Genomic DNA, 18,023 nt, shown 5'->3' with positions numbered 1-18,023 from the left:
TAAAGTCCTCGCGGATGCGGCCGATACCCGTCACGTAATCCCATGCGTCCGTCTGTTTCGGGCGCCCAGACGAGGAATGCAACATGGCATCGGTGATCAGCACTTCTGGCTCCGGATTGGACATCCCTACCGTGGTGTCCACCCTGGTGTCCCGGCAGAAAGACCCCGAGCAAGCACGCATCAACAAGGCCGGCACCGCCGCAACCACGCAGTTGTCGGCGATCAGCCAGATCAAGAGCAGCATGACCACGCTCAAGTCTGCGCTGGACAAGGTGATCAGCAGCGCCGACACCAACGCCTACAAGGCCACGGTGCCGACCGATGCCGGCTTCACCGCCACCACCACCAGCTCGGCGGCGCCGGGCAACTATTCGGTGGAAGTGGTCTCGCTGGCGACCTCGCAGAAACTGGCCTCCGGTGCATTCGCTGCCGATGCCACCGTGGGTAGCGGCACGCTGACGATCGGCTATGGCGATCAGAGCGTCACCGTGGACATCAGCGGCACCGACAAGCTCACCGACATCGCTGCAGCCATCAACAAGGCCGCCGGCGGCAAGGGCGTGACTGCCAGCGTGGTCACCGCCAACGATGGCCAGCACCTGGTCTTCAATGCGGTCGACTCCGGTACCAAGGGCGCCCTGACCATCAGCGCCAGCGACCCCAGCCTGAGCAGCCTGACCTACGGCCCCGGCGTCACCGGCGGGCTGAACCAGACCGTCGCTGCCGCCGACGCGCTGGTACGCGTGGACGGTTTCGAGCGCACGTCCAGCTCCAACACCGTCAGCGACATCGTGCCCGGCGTGGTGCTCACCCTGACCAAGGCCGCTGAAGGCACCAAGTTCAATCTGGGCGTGGCCGCCGACACCAGCGGCCTCAAGGGCAACCTCACCGCGTTCGCCGCGGCCTACAACACGGCCAACACGCTGCTGGCCAAGAGCAGCAGTTATGACGCCACCACCAAGACCGCCTCGGCGCTGACCGGCGATTCGCTGGTGCGCAATCTGCAGCAGCAGCTGCGCGGCCAGGTCAGCGGCAACGTCAACGAACTCAAGGCCCTGGGCCTGACCATCGACAAGGATGGCGTGATGAGTTTCGACGGCGCCAAGTTCGACACCGCCATCGCCTCCGACGGTGGCGCCGCGGCCGAGGTGTTCGGCAAGGACAGCAAGTTTAGTGGCAACCTGACCAAGCTGCTGGACAGCAACGTCAATGCAACCAACGGCACGCTGACCCTGCGCTCGGACAGTTTGAACAAGACCATCAAGGGCTACGAATCGGACCTGGACGATCTCGATGCGCGCATGGAAAAACTCAGCGACCGCTACACCGCGCAGTTCGCCGCGATGGACGCCATGATCAGCAAGTTGCAAGGCAGCACCAGCTCGCTCAGCGGCCTGCTGACAAGCTGATTTCCGTGATGACGATCCTCAAGTCCTGTCAGGGTATTGCCGATACAAGTAAGGCCTATCGTGATTTCGGCCTTGCCTTCCGGCAGGAGCGTCGTCGCAGGAGCGCAGCGCTCCGGGACCAGCGAAGGTCAGCCCATTGAGGAGTCATCCATGTACGGTTCCAATCGTCAGTATGCCGAGCAATATCGCAAGGTCGGCGTGTCCACCAGCGTGACCGAAGCCGATCCGCACAAGCTGGTCTCGCTGCTGTTTGCCGGCGCTTGCCAGCGCATTCGTCTGGCCCAGGCCTGCCTGGCGCAGGGCGACCAGGCGCGCAAGGGCAAGGCCATCGGCGAGGCTTGCGCGATCGTCGGTCACTTGAACGGCTCGCTCGATCACGAAGCCGGTGGCGAGATCGCTGGTAACCTCTCGGCCCTGTACGACTACGTGATGCAGCGGCTGACCGCGGCCAACCTGCACAACGACGAGACCGCGTTGACCGAAGCGCTGGGGTTGCTCAGCGAAATCGACTCGGCGTGGAACTCCATCCCCCTCGAACAACGCGGCCTTTCCGCCGTTTCGTGAGTCCTGCCATGCATAGCGTGCAAAGCCTTCAAGCAGAAATCGCCGACCTCCGCCTGGCCATGGCGCAAGAGGAGTTCGAGGCGATGCCGCAGATGCTGGACAACCACGACCTGCACCTGCGCGAATACGCGCAGCAGGTGGACATCCAGCAGGACCGCGACGCGCTGCAGGCCTTGCTCACCATGCATCAGGACTTGATGCGGATGATGCGCGAACGGCAGCGCAAGCTGCTGGAACTGATCCGCGCACAGCGCACCTCATCGTCGGCCAGCCGCGCCTACGCGCGGGTCGGACGGATCTGATGAGCGCGCTCGGCACACTCGCGCCATCCGCCGATGCCGAGCTGTTTGCCGACACGCTCAGTTGCCAATTGCAGTTGCCGGCCGGCTTCCGCGCCGGGAGCGATGCGGGCGCGCACAGCGCCGCTGAAACCCTGTTGCGCAGTCTTGGCCAGGTCGAAGACCTGCGTATCGAAGAAACCAGCGAGGACCGCGGCGAACTGCCGCTGCTGGTGCAGCGCATGGACGCCAAACTGGATTTGTTGCTGGCGCTGATCGGCCGCCTGGTGCGCCAGGGCGACAGCGGCCTGAGCCAGGGAATGGTGCACTGGTCGGTGCGCGGGATCCGCCTGAGTTGCGCAACCAGTCACCCGCCCGGCACAACCGGCGCCGTTTGCCTGCAGCCGTCCGACTGGCTTCCTGAACTTGTACAGCTTCCTGCCACCGTGCTGGCGAACGCGAGCGATGGCCACGATGTCTGGCTGTGGCTGCGGTTTACCCCGCTCGCGCCAGGCCTGCAGGATGCGCTGGAACGCCACCTGTTTCGCTTGCACCGCCGTCAGATCGCCGACGCCCGCCGCCAGCGTTGATCCGATAGTTGGCGCCGGGCGCCGGGTCAGCTAAGGTGCCCTTTACTGAAAAAGGTCTCTTCTGCGCCGTGCGAGTCATCATCGTCGACGATCACACCCTTGTCCGTGCCGGCCTGTCCAGGCTGCTGCAAACCTTCGCCGGCATCGATGTCGTGGGCGAAGCCAGCAATGCGCAACAAGCCCTGGACATGACGTCCCTGCACCGGCCCGACCTGGTGCTGATGGACCTGTCTTTGCCCGGCCGCAGCGGCCTGGATGCCATGACCGACGTGCTGCGCGCCGCGCCGCGCACGCACGTGGTGATGATGTCGATGCACGACGACCCGGTGCATGTGCGCGATGCGCTCGATCGCGGCGCGGTCGGCTTCGTGGTCAAGGACGCCGCACCACTGGAACTGGAATTGGCGTTGCGCGCCGCCGCCGCCGGGCAGGTGTTCCTGAGCCCGCAGATCTCGTCCAAGATGATTGCGCCGATGCTGGGCCGCGAAAAGCCGGTCGGCATTGCCGCGCTGTCGCCGCGTCAGCGCGAGATCCTGCGCGAAATCGGCCGCGGCCAGAGCAACAAGGAAATCGCCGCCGATTTGGGCATCAGCGTCAAGACCGTGGAAACCCACCGCGCCCGCATGATGGAATCGCTCGGATGCCGTCGCGCCAACGATCTGGTGCTGCTGGCCGCCAAACATCACAACGAGTTGGTCTGACGCGCCATCCGGGCAAGCGTGGGCCAGCGACGCTGAAAACAGTGACGGGATTCCGGCGGGCACGCTTGAGCCCGCCTGCAACGTCAGGAAGTTCCTGACAAACTGTCGGGAAAATCATGAGTCACCTCACCTGACTCCCTGATTAGAAACCCGTCGCGTTGTCCTGCAAGATGCATTCCATCGCTGCTGCGTGCAGCGCCCATCGGAAGCGCTTCCATGAAGACGACCATTTCCGCCCAGCTTGGCCAGCAACTGCACCTCACCCCGCAGTTGCTGCAGTCGATCCGTCTGTTGCAATTGGACGGCATGCAATTGGAACTGGAAATCCGTCGTGCCCTGGAAACCAATCCGTTGCTGGAGTTGGAAGAGCTGGCCGATAACGGGGATCAGGCCGCCACCGACAACGATGGCGCCAGCGATATCGCCGCGTTCGACGAACTGCCGGAAAGCACGATGTGGGACGTGCAGGGCGGCAGTTGGAACGATGGGGACGACGATCGCATGCAGCGCGTGGCCGCCGGCGAGTCGACCGACCCGCATGTGCGCATCCTGCGTGAGCTGGCGCTGGACCTGGACGAGGCGGCATTGGGGGCCGCTGCGTTCTGGCTGGAGCAGACCGACGACGCCGGTTATCTGACCGAAGCACTGTCGACGCTGCAACAGCTGGGCGCCACCCGTCTGGGCATGACCGTGCAGGCGGTGGAAGCGATCCGGCAGCGGTTGCTGCACGGCGACCCGGCCGGCTTGGCCGCCTGCGACCTGCGCGAGTGTCTGCAGGCCCAGTTGAGCGCCCTGCCCGGCCGCGTGCCGGCACGCCACCTGGCTGCGCGCATCCTCGACGGCGATCTGGAGCTGCTGGCCGCGCACGACTACACGGTGCTGGCACGCGCACACGATGCCGAAGTGGACGATGCCCGCGAAGCGGTGCGGCTGATCCTGTCGCTGCAACCTCGCCCCGGCGACGACCTGCTGCAGGAAAACAATGCCAGCGTGATTCCGGATGTGCTCGCCTGGCACGCCGACGACAGCTGGCGCGTCGCACTCAACCCGGCCACCACCCATCGCGTCAGCATCAATCCGGTGCACGAACGCGCGCTGGCCGACGCCGGCGAGACCGCGCAGCCGTTGCGCGACATGCTGCAGGAAGCGCGCTGGCTGACCCGCGGGCTGTCGATGCGCTATGAGACCCTGCTGCGCGCCACGCGTGCCATCGTCGAACGCCAGGCCGCCTTCCTGGCGCGTGGCGAAGAAGCAATGGCACCGCTGACGCTGAAGGAAATCGCCGACGAGATCGGCATGCACGAATCGACCATTTCGCGCATCACCACCGGCAAATACATCCAGACTCCACGCGGCACCTTCGAGCTCAAGCACTTCTTCGCCGTGCGGCTGGAAGGCGCCAGCGTCTCCGGCCAGGCCGTCAAGGCGATGGTGCGCCGCTTGATCGAAAGCGAGCCGGCCGGCCGGCCGCTGGCCGACGAGGCGATTGCCGGATTGCTGTCGCGGCAAGGCGTTAACATTGCGCGCCGCACCGTGGCCAAGTACCGCGAACAACTTGATATCGCACCGGCACGCGAGCGCCGCCGCACCACTAAACCGCTGCTTGCCCGGGCAGGATAAGGACTACTATGAGCAAACTCACCGTGCTGCTGGTCGACGACCACGAGGGCTTCATCAACGCTGCGATGCGTCATTTTCGCAAGGTCGATTGGCTCAATATCGTGGGCAGTGCCGCCAATGGGCTGGAAGCGATCGAGCGCTCTGAGTCGCTGCGCCCCAATGTCGTGCTGATGGACCTGGCCATGCCGGAGATGGGCGGGCTGCAGGCCACGCGTCTGATCAAGACGCAGGACGATCCGCCGTATATTGTCATCGCGAGCCACTTCGATGATGCCGAGCATCGTGAACACGCTCTTCGCGCGGGTGCTGACAATTTTGTCAGCAAGCTGTCCTATATCCAGGAAGTCATGCCAATCCTGGAGGGCCTGACGGAAGGAGCCAGGAATGAGTGAGTCCCGCATTCTGTTGATCGACAGTGACGCCGTGCGCGCCGAGCGCACCGTGTCGCTGCTCGAGTTCATGGACTTCAATCCCCGCTGGGTCACCGACGGCGCCGACATCAATCCTGGCCGTCACCGCCACGATGAGTGGATGGCGGTGATGGTGGGCTCGGCGCAGGACGCCGCACAGGCCGACAAATTCTTCGACTGGCTGGCCGATGCCAAGCTGCCGCCACCGGTACTACTGATGGAGGGCAGCCCGAGCGCGTTTGCGCAATCCCACGGCCTGCACGAAGCCAATGTGTGGGCGTTGGACACTCCCCTGCGGCATGCGCAGCTGGAAGCGTTACTGCGCCGTGCCAGCCTCAAGCGGCTGGACGCCGAGCACCAGGCCGGTGTGCAGCAGGACTCCGGCCCGACCGGCAACAGCGAGGCAGTGACCCGCCTGCGCCGGCTGATCGACCAGGTGGCCGCGTTCGACACCACCGTGCTGGTGCTGGGCGAATCCGGCACCGGCAAGGAAGTGGTGGCGCGCGCCATCCACCAGCATTCGCCGCGGCGCGACGGGCCGTTTGTGGCAATCAATTGCGGCGCGATCCCGCCGGATCTGCTGGAAAGCGAACTGTTCGGGCACGAAAAAGGCGCCTTCACCGGCGCGCTGACCACCCGCAAGGGTCGCTTCGAGATGGCCGAGGGCGGCACGCTGCTGCTGGACGAAATTGGCGACATGAGCCTGCCGATGCAGGTCAAGCTGCTGCGCGTGCTGCAGGAGCGCAGCTTCGAGCGCGTTGGCGGCGGGCAGACCATCCGCTGCAACGTGCGCGTGATCGCCGCGACCCACCGCAATCTGGAATCGCGCATCAGCGATGGCCAGTTCCGCGAGGACCTCTTCTATCGCCTGAATGTGTTTCCGATCGAAATGCCGGCACTGCGCGAGCGCGTGGACGATCTGGCCATGCTGGTGCAGACCATTGCGGGCCAGCTGGCACGCACCGGTCGCGGCGAAGTGCGCTTTGCCGACGAGGCCCTGCAGGCGCTGCGCAGCTACGATTGGCCGGGCAATGTGCGCGAACTGACCAATCTGGTCGAGCGCCTGGCGGTGCTGCATCCCGGCGGGCTGGTGCGGGTGCAGGATCTGCCGGCGCGTTATCGCGGCGATTTCGCTTCGGCCATTCCGGTCGAGCTGCCGCCGGAGCCGGCGTTGGTGGCAGCACCGGTCGAAGTCAGCGCCCTGCCGAGCAATGTGGTGACGCTGCAACCGAAGACCGCCGATGCCGAACCGGCCGCCACGTCCAGCCTGCCGGACGATGGCATCGATTTGCGCGGGCATATGGCCAATATCGAGTTGGCGTTGATCAACGAAGCCCTGGAACGCACGCAGGGCGTGGTGGCGCATGCCGCTCAGCTGCTGGGCCTGCGCCGCACCACGTTGGTGGAGAAGCTGCGCAAGTACGGCATCGATCGCGAGCAGACCGAGCTGGCCAACTGAGCCAGCACACGCTCGGGTTCCGCTCGCTGGCATAGCGCTTGCTTCAGCAGGATCACTCCGTTCGCAGCTGCCGGCTGCGGCGGAATCCCGACATCCACCCGCACCAGCGAGGCATTGATGCCCATTCCCGTCACCAGTCCGCTGCTGCCGCCGCTGGAAGAGTTCCTGCCCTATCTGGAACGGATCTGGACCAGCCGCATCGTCAGCAACGGTGGCGAGATGCACCGGGCGTTGGAGCAGGCGTTGTGCGATTACCTGGGCGTTCCGCACCTTGCACTGCTGACCAATGGCACCACTGCGTTGATCACCGCCCTGCAGGCGCTGCGCATCACCGGCGAAGTGATCACCACGCCCTACTCGTTCGTGGCTACCGCGCATTCGCTGCTGTGGAAAAGCATCACCCCGGTGTTCGTGGACATCGATCCGGTGACGCTCAACATGGACCCTTCGAAGATCGAAGCGGCCATCACCCCGCAGACCACCGCGATCATGCCGGTGCACTGCTATGGCACCGCCTGCGATACCAGCGCAATCACCCGCATCGCCGATATCTATAACCTCAAGGTGATCTACGACGCGGCGCATGCCTTCGGGGTGCGCGATGACGGCGGCTCGATCCTGCGCCACGGCGACCTGAGCGTGTTGAGCTTCCATGCGACCAAGGTCTTCAATACCTTCGAGGGCGGCGCGATTGTCTGCCCCGACGAAAGGACCTATCAGCGCATCGGGCATCTGAAGAACTTCGGCTTCGTCGACGAAACCACGGTGGTGGCACCGGGCATCAACGGCAAGATGAACGAGATCAGCGCAGCGTTTGGTCTGCTGCAGCTCAAGCACATCGATGAGGCCATTGCGCAACGCAGTACCATCGATGCGCAGTACCGGCAACGGTTGAGCGATGTGCGCGGCATCCATTGCGTTGCGCGGCTCGATCACTCCACGCCCAACTACGCGTACTTTCCGATTCTGGTGCAGGACGACTACCCACTGGCGCGCGATGCGCTATACCAATTGATGCGCGAGCACGGCATCCTGGTGCGGCGCTACTTTTATCCGTTGATCAGCGACTTCCCGATGTATCGTGCCCTACCCTCGTCGGCGCCGGCATGGTTGCCGGTGGCGCGCTCAGTGGCCGCGCAGGTGCTGTGCCTGCCAATCTTTCCTGGCTTGAGCAGCGATCAGGTGGATACCATCGCCGATCTCATCGCCGGCCAACAGGCGACGTGACCGTATAACGCTGCAGCTGCATTTCAACCTCACATCTCTACAACAGGCAACCAGGCGAGCTCGCATGACCCAGGCAACATTTATCGAGAATTTCCTCTCCGCCACCGACTTCCAGGAGCCGGTGGAAGTGACGATGGACACCGTGCTGCTCGAGCTCCCGGAATGGGATTCGCTGGCGGCGCTGGGCGTGATCGTGATGTTCGACATGGAATACGGCAAGACCATCACCGGCGAAGATCTCGCCGTTGCCATCACCGTCGGCGATCTTTACAAACTGACCGAGGCGTAAGCACCATGCCGACCTCCACGCTGCATAACGTCCGCTTTGCCGGCATGGCGACATGCGTGCCAAAGCGTGTAGTGTCCAATCTCACCGATTGCCGTCCGCAGATTCGCTCCGAGCGCGAGCGGCTGGTGCGCAACATCGGCATCGAGACCCGGCGGATGGCATCGGAATGGCAGTGTTTTTCCGACCTGGCCTTCGATGCGACCGAGGTGCTGCTGGAAAAGCTGCAGTGGAAGCGCGAGGAGATCGATGCATTGATCGTGGTGACCCAGTCGCCGGATTACCCGATTCCGGCCACCGCCATCATCCTTCAGGACAGGCTGGGGCTGTCGCATGCCACGGTCGCCTTCGACGTCAACCTGGGCTGCTCGGCCTACCCGTTTGGCATCAACCTGCTCGGCTCGATGATCGCTGCCGGTGGCGTCAAGAAGGGCCTGCTGCTGGTCGGCGACCGCAGCGCCAACCTTGAAGACCCGATCTTCTCCGACTCCGGCACCGCCACGGCGCTGGAGTTCAGCGCCGACGCGCCGCCGATGTATTTCGACCTCAACAGCGATGGCAGTGGCTACAAGGCCATCATCCTGCCGGTGGGTGGTCACCGCGAACCGGTCGGCATCCAGCACTTGGTGCCGTATCGCGACGAGGCGGATGGTGCCTGGAAGCGTGGCGTGGACCTGATCCTGGACGGCGTGGCAGTGCTGAGCTTCTCTACCCAGCGCATTCCACCTGCCGTGCAGAAACTGCTTGAGTACACCGGCGTGGCCAAGGAAGACATCGATTACTTCGTGTTTCACCAGGCCAACCGCATGATCAACGAGACAATTCGCAAAAAGCTCGGCCTGCCGGTGGAAAAGGTGCCTTCGACACTGCGCGACTTCGGCAACACCAGCGGCGCCTCGCTGCCGGTGACCATGACCGCGCGCATTAATAAGGAACTGGAATCGGGCCGCAAGCGCGTGCTGCTATGCGGCTTCGGCATCGGGCTGTCGTGGGGCACCTGCCTGGTGGATATCGAGGGCGCGGTGTTTCCTGATTTGATCGAGTCATGACGGCCACACCTGCAGCAACCACTGATGCGTTCGGGCTGCAAAACAAGACCGTTCTAGTGACCGGCGCGTCGTCGGGCATTGGCGCTGCAGTCGCCACGTTGTGCGCGCGTCTGGGCGCGAGGGTGGTGCTCACCGGCCGCGATATTGCGCGACTGGATGCGGTTGCGGTCGCGTTGCAGGGCAATGGGCATGCGGTGGTGGCCGGCGATCTGACCGAAGAAGACACCCGTACACGTCTGATCAACGCTGCAGAACGGTATCACGGGCTGGTTTCCTGCGCAGGCATCGCGGCGCTGGTGCCGTTCCGCATGGCCGCAGAAAAGCATCTGCAACAAATGCTGTCGGTGAACTATCTGGCACCGATCGCGCTGACGCAGCAGTTGCTGGTCAAGCGCCGCCTGAGCGAAGGCGCATCGCTGGTCTATATCTCGGCATTGTCCGCACGCGCGGCGCCTCAGGCCGCCGCCGGCTACGCAGCATCCAAGGCAGCGCTGGAAGCTGCGGTCCGCACGCTGGCGCTCGAACAGGCCAAACACGGCATCCGCGCCAACTGCATCGCGCCAGGCTACGTGGACACGCCCATGCTGAAGAAATTGGGCGCCGCAGCAGACCTGGACGACAAGATCGGACTGACGCCGCTGGGGCGCATCGACCCGGACGACATCGCCAAAGGCGCGGTGTATCTGCTGTCGGGGGCCAGCCGCTGGATTACCCGCAGCGCCTTGACCATCGATGGCGGGATTTCCCTGCCCATCCGCCTATGAGCATTGACACTACCATGGCAGCAGAAGATCCTGTTTCCGCGCTGCTGCGCGACCTATATGGCCTGCACGGCAAGACCGTATTGGTGACCGGCGCATCCAAAGGCATCGGTGAAGCGGTCGCACGTGCATGCGCCGCCGCAGGGGCACGCCTGATCGTCACCGGGCGCGATGCGGAACGTCTGCAAACCACGCTGGCATCGCTGCACGGCGATGGCCATCGCCTGTTTGCTGGCGACCTGAGCGATGCGGCTGTCGTGCAACAACTCGCTGCCGATTGCGGGCCCGTCGACGGTGTGGTGCACAGCGCCGGCATTCGCGGGCTGTCGCCGATGAAGCTGGTAAGCGAAAAATTCCTGCGCGAGATCATGGACATCAACTATCTGGCGCCGGTGATGCTGACCCGCCACCTGTTGGCGCGGCAATCACTGCGCTCCGGTGGCTCGGTGATTTTCCTGTCGTCCATCGCCGCGTTGACCGGTACTGTCGGCGTTGGTCCGTATGCAGGCTCGAAGGCCGCATTGCTGGGTACTTTGCGACCGTTGGCGCTGGAGCTAGCACGTCGGAAAATCCGCGCCAACGCGTTGTGCCCCGGCCTGGTCGAGACCTCATTGATCAACGAGGACAAGGCCTGGTTCGAGGAAAGTCGCAAGCGCTATCCGCTGGGCATCGGGCAGCCGGAAGACGTTGCATTGGCATGCCTGTACTTCCTCTCCGATGCCAGCAGCAAGGTCACCGGACAAGCCTTCAGCATGGACGGAGGCGTGGAATTCGCATGACATCCGCTACTCCCGCACCGCCTTATCACCTGCTGATCGTTGGCGCAGGTGGCTACGGAAGAGATATCGCATCGCTGGCATACCATGAGGATCCGGCTTTCGGCGTCGAATGGGACATCAAGGGTTTTCTGGACGACCGCGCGCATCTGCAGGGTACATCGCGGTGGCCGATCGTCGGCGACCCTGTCACCTATCAACCCGTCGAAGGCGATATTTTCATCTGCGCGATCGGCAACCCGGTGGAGCGACGCCGCTACGCTCAGGCGCTGATCGAAAAGGGCGCGGACTTCATCGTGTTCCACCCACCTCCTTCGCGCGAGGCATCTGCCGGTTACATCGGGCGCGGCGGCGTTTTCGATTCGCGCGTGTCCATCGGCTCGGGCAGCCGGCTCGGTGAGTTCGTCACTGTGCTCTCTACCTCGATCATCGCGCACGAAGTCAGCATAGGCGACTACGTACAGATCGGCAGCTTCGTCTTCATTGGTGGCGGCGTGGTCATCGGCAACGAGGTGACAATTCATCCGCATGCCACCATCATTCCCGGCATCACAATCGGCGACGGCGCCATCATCGGCGCCGGCAGCGTGGTGGTAAAAGATGTTCCCTCCAACAGCACCGTGGCTGGCAATCCTGCGCGCGTCATCTTCAGTAGGTAGCGCGCAAATATGCACTTCAGGAGGTAGGAGATGAGACGCCACGCACTTGACGTCAAACACTACACCAGCCCGCATACCTTCGAGCTGGAGCAGGCGCGGCTGTTCGGCCGATTGTGGACATTTGTCGGTTTTTCATCATTAGTGGCCAAACGTAATCAGTTCTTCGCGCGCCAGGTTGCTGGTGTGCCAGTGCTGGTGCAGCGCACCGATGCCGGAATTCGCGCCTTTATCAATCAGTGCCCGCATCGTCAATCGGCGATCCAGATCGACAGCCATGGCAAGCGGCCGTTGGTGTGCCCGTATCACGCATGGTCGTTCGGACCGGAGGGCGAGTTGCGTGGCCTGCCCAACCCAGGTCTGTACCAATTCACCGCCGAAGAGAAGGACGCCATCTGTCTGCGCAAACTGCACCTAGAGCAGGTCGGCCAGCTGTTGTTCGTCAATCTCTCCGAACAACCCTTGCCGCTGACCGAACAGTTTTCACCCGAGTACCTGGAGCAGCTGCGCCTGGCGTCCTCGCATCTGGACTCGCAGATCATCTACAGCTGCCATCGGGTGCGCTACAACTGGAAGTTGAACATGGAAAACGTCAAGGACTATAACCACGTCCCTTTCGTTCACCCCAAGACCTTCGGCCCGTTGATGACGAGTACGGACAAGGCGGCACGCACCCAGGAGTCTGGGTCCGACGCTGCTTCGCCGGTGAAACAACTACTACAGTCCAAGGCCGTTCCCGCATTGAGCGAGCTCAGCTTCCCGGTCAAGGCGCATATCACAGCGCAAAGTAGCTGGTTTCGTTCGCTATGCGACCGCTACGGCGAGGATGAGGCCTACTACAACTGGTTCGTCTACCCTAACGTCAACTTCTGCAGTGTGCGCGGCGACTATTTCCTGCTTCAGCAATACGATCCGGTTTCGTCATCGGAAACCGACTACCACCTGTGGGTAATGACAGCGCAGCGCAAGCACGAGCGCACCGACTTCACGGCCCTGTTGAGCGATCTGATCCGCGGCGAGCGTACCGTCATCGCGGAGGATACTGTCTTGTTGGAACGCATGCAGGCCGGTTTCGGACCGCACTCCGACCACATCACGCACGGCGATTACGAGATTCAACTGGTGCGCCAGCATCGTTGGTACCGCGGCGCGGTGCTGGAGGAAACGCATTGACCTCACTCATCCTGCTGGGTCAGGACGATGCGCTAACGCAGGCGGTACGCGCGGCAAACGCATGCGGATTGGTGCACACCGTGATCGAACTGAAATCGGCCGACCGTCACAACTTCGAGCTGGACGACATCTTCGCGCGCTTCCCGACGGCAGACAGCGAAGTTTTTGTCGCGCTGGACGCACGGGCGGTGAACTACGCACGCCACAAGCTGGTCGCGCAGCTGCGGCTTGCCGGCTATCGATTGGCGAACCTGATTTCGCCAACGGCCATAGTCGATGACGATGTGCGTTTGGCAGGCAATGTCTACATCGGACCCGGGTGCAACGTTGCTCCTGGCACGCGCATCGGCGTCGGTTGTTGGCTCGATCGCCAGGTCGTGATCGAGTCCGATGTCCGCCTGGGTGCCTGCACAACTCTACATGCAGGCGTCTCGATTGGGCGAGCTGTGGACATCGGGCAAGGCAGTACACTGGGCAGCGGCAGCATCGCAGGCGCTGGCACGAAAATCGGCCGTCATTGCGAGTGGCTGCTGCCCGGCGTATTGCCCATCACCCTCCCGGACCGTTCCTTCTACGATGCGCTGATGCCCCAGGGAGCACGCATTTTGTGATTGACCTAATCATTCAAACAGCCCAACAAACTTTGCCTTTCCCGAGAACATGTAATGACGCTGGATGAGTACCAACGGATGAGCATCAATCCCGACGGGGACGACCGCATCCTGCGTGAATGCCTTGTTGCCTGCGCGGACTCGTATGCGCGCGAGCCGAACTTTTGCGTGCCGAAAGAGGCGCGTCGGGTGTTGGAAGAGAAAGGAAAGAGGGTGCAGGTGGTCCTGCTCGGCAGCAAGCTGTTCGGGAGCGTATTCGTACGAGAGGCAGCATCACGCGTCGACATCGTCGGCGTCGTGGACGACTACAAGGTCGATAGCGGCCAGACCTTCCACGGCATCCCTTTCATTACGTCCGCGACTCTGATCCATTGGGCACGCACCCGCCAGATTGTCTGTGTTAACACGTGTCGCTTCGACTACTCGCGTCGTTACTTCAAACACCTCACGTTTGCAAACAGCATTCCTCTACTCAACTACGAGCAGGCCATCCGTTGGCTAGGCATTACGGCATGCAGCGATCACCGGGTAGACGACTGGGGCAGTTACATCGTCCGCAACTTGCCGCGCTTCGATGCCCTGGCTACGCGCCTCGGCGATCCATACTCTCGCTTCACGCTGTTCAGCGTGCTGCTGGCGCATTTGAGCTGCAATCCGGAATGGCTCCTCCACGCAGCCAAGCCATATTCGAGTCTGTATTTTCGATCAGGTCTGTTCGTGCCTGGTTTGAAGGAATGCTTTGCCGACTGCGGTGCGTCGATCGCCGAATCAAGCCGCGCCTTCCTGGATAGCGTGGATGAACGATTTGAAAAAATATGGATGATCGAGCCCGACCAGATCAATGGCAGCACACTCCGTGAATTCATCCAGACCCGTTCTTCTCTGTCCGGCGATAATTGCAAAATTGAGTTAATTGCGTGCGCTTTGGGAGAAGCAGATGGCGAACTGCCGTTCCTGCATGAAGGCGGACATGGCGGCCAACTGGTGCCGGTGCCGTCTGGGCAGGCACACTGCCACAACGTGTCGGTACGCCGCCTGGACGACCTGCTCGATCGCACACCGACACTCATAAAAATGGACATTGAAGGAGCGGAGCTGGGGGCCTTGCGCGGTGCCAGTGCGCACATCGCAACGGGACGTCCAACGTTAGCGATTTCCGCGTATCACCGCTCCTCGGACTTACTTGATCTGGTCGACGCAATTGAAAACATCCGCGACGATTATCGTATCGGCCTGCGCCACCACACCGAGGACCGATGGGATACCTGCCTTTACTTCTATTAGGTCATCCGCCTCAAGCAATCTGACCTTTCCCAATAAACAAAGCAGCCTCTTTCCTCATGCGTAATGGCTGCAAGACGGAATTGAATGTCGAGAACAGCTGCACTTTTATACGAAGGTCGTCATACGGAATTGTCATATACCCACAGCGGATACCACATGCAGCCTTGAATAGGAACCAAGCCAAATGGCGTTAGCAATCGGTTCGATCGAGCGAGCCACCATCAAGTACCCTGGACTGGATCCGGCGTGTACTAAGCTTGTCGGTTGGGGAGCCGGACAGTTCTTCCGCGATTTCTATCCGGCCATCGCCGAACGGTTGAACCTGGCGTACACCATCTGTCCGCGGCAGGAAAATCAGGGCGCGACGGTCCATGGAATCCAAGTCAGGCCGCCCTCTGCGCTGAATGACGAATCCACCGACGATGTGCTGATTGTCATCTTCTCTAATCACTACCCGGAGGTGATGAATCAGATCGCAGCGGCGCATGGCCACTTCCGCACGGTGCGCGCAGTCGATTACGACCAGAGCAGCATCGTGACGCTGCAGGAGTTGCAGAAGCTTGCCGGCCTGTTGCCGGACCTGCGCATCTCGCGTCGGCTGATCTCGCCGGAGGCGGGAATTTTCGTCCAGGGTCTTGCGTCCGACTTCACACCACTGGTGCTGGCCTGGAATCGGCTGCATTTTCCTGATGTCTATCAGTGCATGGTGACATGGGACCATCAGTCCGAGGAGCTCCTTGATCGCTGCCGTCCCTGGCTGGACAAACTGATCCTGGTGCCGCAGCCGGAGAACCTTGGCCTGCATTACCGCAACGCCGTACTCAGGTCGGCGCGGTTGGGGGCCGAGCACCTGGCCGAGCATGGAATACCGGTCGCCGTGCGCTGCCGCAGCGATAACGTGCTTACCGGATCGGTCCACAAGGTCATCGATACGTACTTTCGCGCCAAACGCAACCAGGGAAAGATTGCTGTGTCGTTGGCGGCTTCCTGGCAGCACATGCCGTTCCACTTTTCGGAAAAAGCCATGTTGGGCAGGACCGATGACATGGTGGCGTTATGGTCGACCCTGGAAGACCCGCGGCCAGCCAGTTATGCGGACGATGAATTGTCGCCGACACTTGAACTCGCACCGGAACGACATTTCCAGGAGCTCAGCCAGTACACCTTCGAGTCTTCGTTGTGGCGGGACTATGCACGCCGTCTCGGATTCCCTACAGACACCTTGGCCGACGGCTATCGCTTTGCGCAGTCGCGGCTGCTTGCCCTGGAACCGCATATGAGTTGGAGTTCGCTGAAGTTTGTGCCTTTGTTCAACGTGGTGCGCGACACCAGCTATTCCTTCTCGATGGACAGCTGGAACCGCCTGTTAACAGATCCCGAGGCGGCGCTGGAGGCTGCGGAAGCAGTCAGCCGGCTGGCGCTCAATTCGACCGACTTCTGGCAAGGACGAGCGGGCTGACCGCTCCGAACGGCCAATATATCGGTTGCCAGGAGGCTTCCATGACTTACGCCATCATCATCCCCGCGCGGCGCGACTCTTCGCGCCTGCCCGGAAAACCGCTGATCGAGTTGGGCGGCGTGCCCATGATCGTGCGCACCTATCAGCAATGCGCCAAAGCGGCGCCAGCCGAGCGCATTCTCGTCGCCACCGATTGCGATGTGATTCAACGTACCTGCGAGCAGGCCGGCATCCGCACCTTGATGACCTCCAGCGACTGCCTGACCGGCACCGATCGTGTTGCCGAGGTCGCGCAGCAGCTCGATGTGGACACCTATATCAATGTGCAAGGTGACGATCCGCTATTCAATCCGCAGGACGTGCGTCTGCTGATCGACGCTGCGGCAGCTTCACCGAATGATGTCATCAACGGTTACTGCCCTGTCGCCAACATCGACGAGTTCCGTAACCCGAGCGTGCCCAAGGTGGTGGTTCGCCCGGATGGGCGTCTGCTGTACATGTCGCGCGCGGCGATCCCGGTCACCAAGCAAGGCGAGTTCCGGCGCGCCTGGCGGCAGGTGTGTGCGTACGCGTTTCCCAAACAAGCCTTGCAGGCGTTTGCGTCGGTATCTTGCAAGACCACGTTGGAAGACATTGAGGACATCGAGATCCTGCGTTTTCTGGAACTTGGCTTTGAAGTGCGTATGGTGCAGATGAGCAACCAATCGATCGCGGTGGATACGCCGGCTGATGTCGTGCGGGTGGAAGCAGCACTACGCATGACGCAGCTCGGCGAGCGGAACGCGCCATGACGCAGGATAAGATGCCCCACACGCCGCCCGGCGTGCATTCGCCCATCTGTGGCACTTCCGATCTCAGAAATGAAGAACATGCCCGGGCGTATTCGCCACGCCGCTTCTTCGACCAGTTACTGACGACCAACGCCCCATTGATAGTGGACGTGGGCGCGCATCGCGGGGAGTCGATTCAGCACTTCAAGTCGATCTATCCGGATTGCCAGTTGTATTCGTTCGAACCGGACCCGCAGAATTTTGCCGAACTGGAAAAAGTGGCTGCTCAGTTCGGCACGACCACCATGTGCGTTGCGTTGGGCGAGAAGGAAGAAGTCGGTCATTACTACCGGCAGAGCATCTCGCACCTGGGCGGGTTGCTGCCGGTCAATGCGGATTCCACCGACTCGCTTGGCTATGCGCGGCAGGCGTCGAACGAGGAGATTGTGGTCAGCAAGACCACTCTCGACAACGCCTGCGCCGCGCTGGGAATCGCACAGATAAATATTCTCAAGATCGATGTGCAGGGGTTTGAGCGTCAGGTGCTGGAAGGCGCGACTGCGATCCTGCAACACACCGACTGCGCAGTGATCGAGATCGGCCTTTACGATTTCTACGGCAAGACCAACAGCTTCGTCGAGGTGGTCAACCTGATGCAGGCGGCCGGCTTTTCGTTGTGGGACATCGCCAAGCTGTCGAAGAATCCTAAGAGCTTGCGCACTGATTGGATCGAAGTGGTTTATCGCAAGGAATCAGCACAGTCGCAATATCTGCCGCAGCCATGAACGCAGCCGGAAACCTGCCAGGCGGTCTATGCCGACGTCGACGTGTGCAAGCATGCTAACGATCAGTCATTTAACGTCATGAGCCACGCTGTTGACGCGGCGAAAAATTCGACTTGCCAGCCTATCCTATCCTGGGCAGTGTCATGGTTTGGTGT

The 18,023-nt window shown here is 62.0% G+C and carries 20 protein-coding genes; all 20 read left to right on the top strand.

Annotation, left to right across the window (positions count from 1 at the left end; all coding sequences use genetic code 11):
- Positions 1 to 83 precede the first annotated feature (83 nt).
- The gene (fliD, locus tag ACCQ15_RS10095) at positions 84 to 1,409 is read left to right on the top strand and encodes a flagellar filament capping protein FliD (protein ID WP_372381468.1); all 1,326 of its coding nucleotides are present in this window, start codon (positions 84 to 86) and stop codon (positions 1,407 to 1,409) included.
- A gap of 150 nt (positions 1,410 to 1,559) precedes the next feature.
- A complete protein-coding gene (gene fliS, locus ACCQ15_RS10090; protein WP_014090121.1) occupies positions 1,560 to 1,973 on the top strand; it encodes a flagellar export chaperone FliS in 414 nt (137 codons plus the stop codon).
- 8 nt (positions 1,974 to 1,981) lie between these two features.
- A complete protein-coding gene (locus tag ACCQ15_RS10085; RefSeq protein ID WP_008575949.1) occupies positions 1,982 to 2,275 on the top strand; it encodes a hypothetical protein in 294 nt (97 codons plus the stop codon).
- A complete protein-coding gene (locus ACCQ15_RS10080; RefSeq protein ID WP_372381467.1) occupies positions 2,275 to 2,841 on the top strand; it encodes a PilZ domain-containing protein in 567 nt (188 codons plus the stop codon). Before ACCQ15_RS10085 ends, ACCQ15_RS10080 begins: the two co-directional genes overlap by 1 nt.
- 68 nt (positions 2,842 to 2,909) lie before the next feature.
- Complete coding sequence (locus ACCQ15_RS10075; RefSeq protein ID WP_003482986.1) at positions 2,910 to 3,542, top strand: response regulator transcription factor; 633 nt, start codon at positions 2,910 to 2,912, stop codon at positions 3,540 to 3,542.
- Positions 3,543 to 3,758: 216 nt separating this feature from the next.
- Entirely contained in the window at positions 3,759 to 5,162 is a 1,404-nt protein-coding gene (gene rpoN, locus ACCQ15_RS10070) for an RNA polymerase factor sigma-54 (protein ID WP_372381466.1), read from the top strand.
- An 8-nt stretch (positions 5,163 to 5,170) separates the two neighbouring features.
- Positions 5,171 to 5,554: a response regulator gene (locus ACCQ15_RS10065; RefSeq protein ID WP_003482992.1), complete on the top strand. Its 384-nt coding sequence runs from the start codon at positions 5,171 to 5,173 to the stop codon at positions 5,552 to 5,554.
- Positions 5,547 to 7,031, top strand: a complete 1,485-nt coding sequence (locus ACCQ15_RS10060) for a sigma-54 dependent transcriptional regulator (RefSeq protein ID WP_280297634.1) — start codon at positions 5,547 to 5,549, stop codon at positions 7,029 to 7,031. The genes ACCQ15_RS10065 and ACCQ15_RS10060 overlap by 8 nt, the downstream gene beginning before the upstream one ends.
- 117 nt (positions 7,032 to 7,148) lie before the next feature.
- Positions 7,149 to 8,258, top strand: coding sequence for a DegT/DnrJ/EryC1/StrS family aminotransferase (locus tag ACCQ15_RS10055; RefSeq protein ID WP_014090118.1), 1,110 nt, complete (start codon positions 7,149 to 7,151; stop codon positions 8,256 to 8,258).
- Between the two features lie 64 nt (positions 8,259 to 8,322).
- A complete protein-coding gene (locus ACCQ15_RS10050; protein ID WP_011347283.1) occupies positions 8,323 to 8,547 on the top strand; it encodes an acyl carrier protein in 225 nt (74 codons plus the stop codon).
- 5 nt (positions 8,548 to 8,552) lie between these two features.
- On the top strand, positions 8,553 to 9,593 hold the full coding sequence (locus ACCQ15_RS10045) for a ketoacyl-ACP synthase III (protein ID WP_011347282.1): 1,041 nt from the start codon (positions 8,553 to 8,555) through the stop codon (positions 9,591 to 9,593).
- Positions 9,590 to 10,357 (top strand): SDR family NAD(P)-dependent oxidoreductase, encoded by a 768-nt coding sequence (locus ACCQ15_RS10040; RefSeq protein WP_014090117.1) that lies wholly within the window; start codon positions 9,590 to 9,592, stop codon positions 10,355 to 10,357. Before ACCQ15_RS10045 ends, ACCQ15_RS10040 begins: the two co-directional genes overlap by 4 nt.
- Positions 10,354 to 11,133 (top strand): SDR family NAD(P)-dependent oxidoreductase, encoded by a 780-nt coding sequence (locus ACCQ15_RS10035; RefSeq protein WP_372381465.1) that lies wholly within the window; start codon positions 10,354 to 10,356, stop codon positions 11,131 to 11,133. Before ACCQ15_RS10040 ends, ACCQ15_RS10035 begins: the two co-directional genes overlap by 4 nt.
- Positions 11,130 to 11,789, top strand: a complete 660-nt coding sequence (locus ACCQ15_RS10030; protein WP_011347279.1) for an acetyltransferase — start codon at positions 11,130 to 11,132, stop codon at positions 11,787 to 11,789. The genes ACCQ15_RS10035 and ACCQ15_RS10030 overlap by 4 nt, the downstream gene beginning before the upstream one ends.
- 30 nt (positions 11,790 to 11,819) lie before the next feature.
- Positions 11,820 to 12,959: an aromatic ring-hydroxylating oxygenase subunit alpha gene (locus ACCQ15_RS10025; RefSeq protein ID WP_218507266.1), complete on the top strand. Its 1,140-nt coding sequence runs from the start codon at positions 11,820 to 11,822 to the stop codon at positions 12,957 to 12,959.
- The gene (locus ACCQ15_RS10020; protein WP_011347277.1) at positions 12,956 to 13,570 is read left to right on the top strand and encodes an LbetaH domain-containing protein; all 615 of its coding nucleotides are present in this window, start codon (positions 12,956 to 12,958) and stop codon (positions 13,568 to 13,570) included. Before ACCQ15_RS10025 ends, ACCQ15_RS10020 begins: the two co-directional genes overlap by 4 nt.
- A 54-nt stretch (positions 13,571 to 13,624) precedes the next feature.
- Complete coding sequence (locus tag ACCQ15_RS10015; RefSeq protein ID WP_014090114.1) at positions 13,625 to 14,854, top strand: FkbM family methyltransferase; 1,230 nt, start codon at positions 13,625 to 13,627, stop codon at positions 14,852 to 14,854.
- A gap of 184 nt (positions 14,855 to 15,038) precedes the next feature.
- Positions 15,039 to 16,313, top strand: a complete 1,275-nt coding sequence (locus tag ACCQ15_RS10010) for a hypothetical protein (protein ID WP_014090113.1) — start codon at positions 15,039 to 15,041, stop codon at positions 16,311 to 16,313.
- A 41-nt stretch (positions 16,314 to 16,354) separates the two neighbouring features.
- Positions 16,355 to 17,104, top strand: a complete 750-nt coding sequence (locus ACCQ15_RS10005; RefSeq protein WP_014090112.1) for a 3-deoxy-manno-octulosonate cytidylyltransferase — start codon at positions 16,355 to 16,357, stop codon at positions 17,102 to 17,104.
- Positions 17,101 to 17,868 carry an FkbM family methyltransferase gene (locus ACCQ15_RS10000; protein WP_228729387.1) on the top strand — a complete coding sequence of 256 codons (768 nt, stop codon included), beginning with the start codon at positions 17,101 to 17,103 and terminating at the stop codon, positions 17,866 to 17,868. Before ACCQ15_RS10005 ends, ACCQ15_RS10000 begins: the two co-directional genes overlap by 4 nt.
- Positions 17,869 to 18,023: the final 155 nt, after the last annotated feature.

Source organism: Xanthomonas sp. NCPPB 1754 (assembly GCF_041475725.2).
Taxonomy (GTDB): domain Bacteria; phylum Pseudomonadota; class Gammaproteobacteria; order Xanthomonadales; family Xanthomonadaceae; genus Xanthomonas; species Xanthomonas euvesicatoria.
Note: the sequence above shows the minus strand (reverse complement) of the source record. Positions and strands in the feature narration are given on the sequence as shown.

Coding starts and splice junctions, on each gene's coding strand:
- rpoN (WP_372381466.1), top strand. CDS start 3,759: ATGAAGACGACCATTTCCGCCCAGCTTGGCCAGCAACTGCACCTCACC.
- fliS (WP_014090121.1), top strand. CDS start 1,560: ATGTACGGTTCCAATCGTCAGTATGCCGAGCAATATCGCAAGGTCGGC.
- ACCQ15_RS10035 (WP_372381465.1), top strand. CDS start 10,354: ATGAGCATTGACACTACCATGGCAGCAGAAGATCCTGTTTCCGCGCTG.
- ACCQ15_RS10040 (WP_014090117.1), top strand. CDS start 9,590: ATGACGGCCACACCTGCAGCAACCACTGATGCGTTCGGGCTGCAAAAC.
- ACCQ15_RS10030 (WP_011347279.1), top strand. CDS start 11,130: ATGACATCCGCTACTCCCGCACCGCCTTATCACCTGCTGATCGTTGGC.
- ACCQ15_RS10050 (WP_011347283.1), top strand. CDS start 8,323: ATGACCCAGGCAACATTTATCGAGAATTTCCTCTCCGCCACCGACTTC.
- ACCQ15_RS10065 (WP_003482992.1), top strand. CDS start 5,171: ATGAGCAAACTCACCGTGCTGCTGGTCGACGACCACGAGGGCTTCATC.
- ACCQ15_RS10085 (WP_008575949.1), top strand. CDS start 1,982: ATGCATAGCGTGCAAAGCCTTCAAGCAGAAATCGCCGACCTCCGCCTG.
- ACCQ15_RS10060 (WP_280297634.1), top strand. CDS start 5,547: ATGAGTGAGTCCCGCATTCTGTTGATCGACAGTGACGCCGTGCGCGCC.
- ACCQ15_RS10080 (WP_372381467.1), top strand. CDS start 2,275: ATGAGCGCGCTCGGCACACTCGCGCCATCCGCCGATGCCGAGCTGTTT.
- ACCQ15_RS10005 (WP_014090112.1), top strand. CDS start 16,355: ATGACTTACGCCATCATCATCCCCGCGCGGCGCGACTCTTCGCGCCTG.
- ACCQ15_RS10055 (WP_014090118.1), top strand. CDS start 7,149: ATGCCCATTCCCGTCACCAGTCCGCTGCTGCCGCCGCTGGAAGAGTTC.
- fliD (WP_372381468.1), top strand. CDS start 84: ATGGCATCGGTGATCAGCACTTCTGGCTCCGGATTGGACATCCCTACC.
- ACCQ15_RS10015 (WP_014090114.1), top strand. CDS start 13,625: ATGACGCTGGATGAGTACCAACGGATGAGCATCAATCCCGACGGGGAC.
- ACCQ15_RS10000 (WP_228729387.1), top strand. CDS start 17,101: ATGACGCAGGATAAGATGCCCCACACGCCGCCCGGCGTGCATTCGCCC.
- ACCQ15_RS10010 (WP_014090113.1), top strand. CDS start 15,039: ATGGCGTTAGCAATCGGTTCGATCGAGCGAGCCACCATCAAGTACCCT.
- ACCQ15_RS10045 (WP_011347282.1), top strand. CDS start 8,553: ATGCCGACCTCCACGCTGCATAACGTCCGCTTTGCCGGCATGGCGACA.
- ACCQ15_RS10025 (WP_218507266.1), top strand. CDS start 11,820: ATGAGACGCCACGCACTTGACGTCAAACACTACACCAGCCCGCATACC.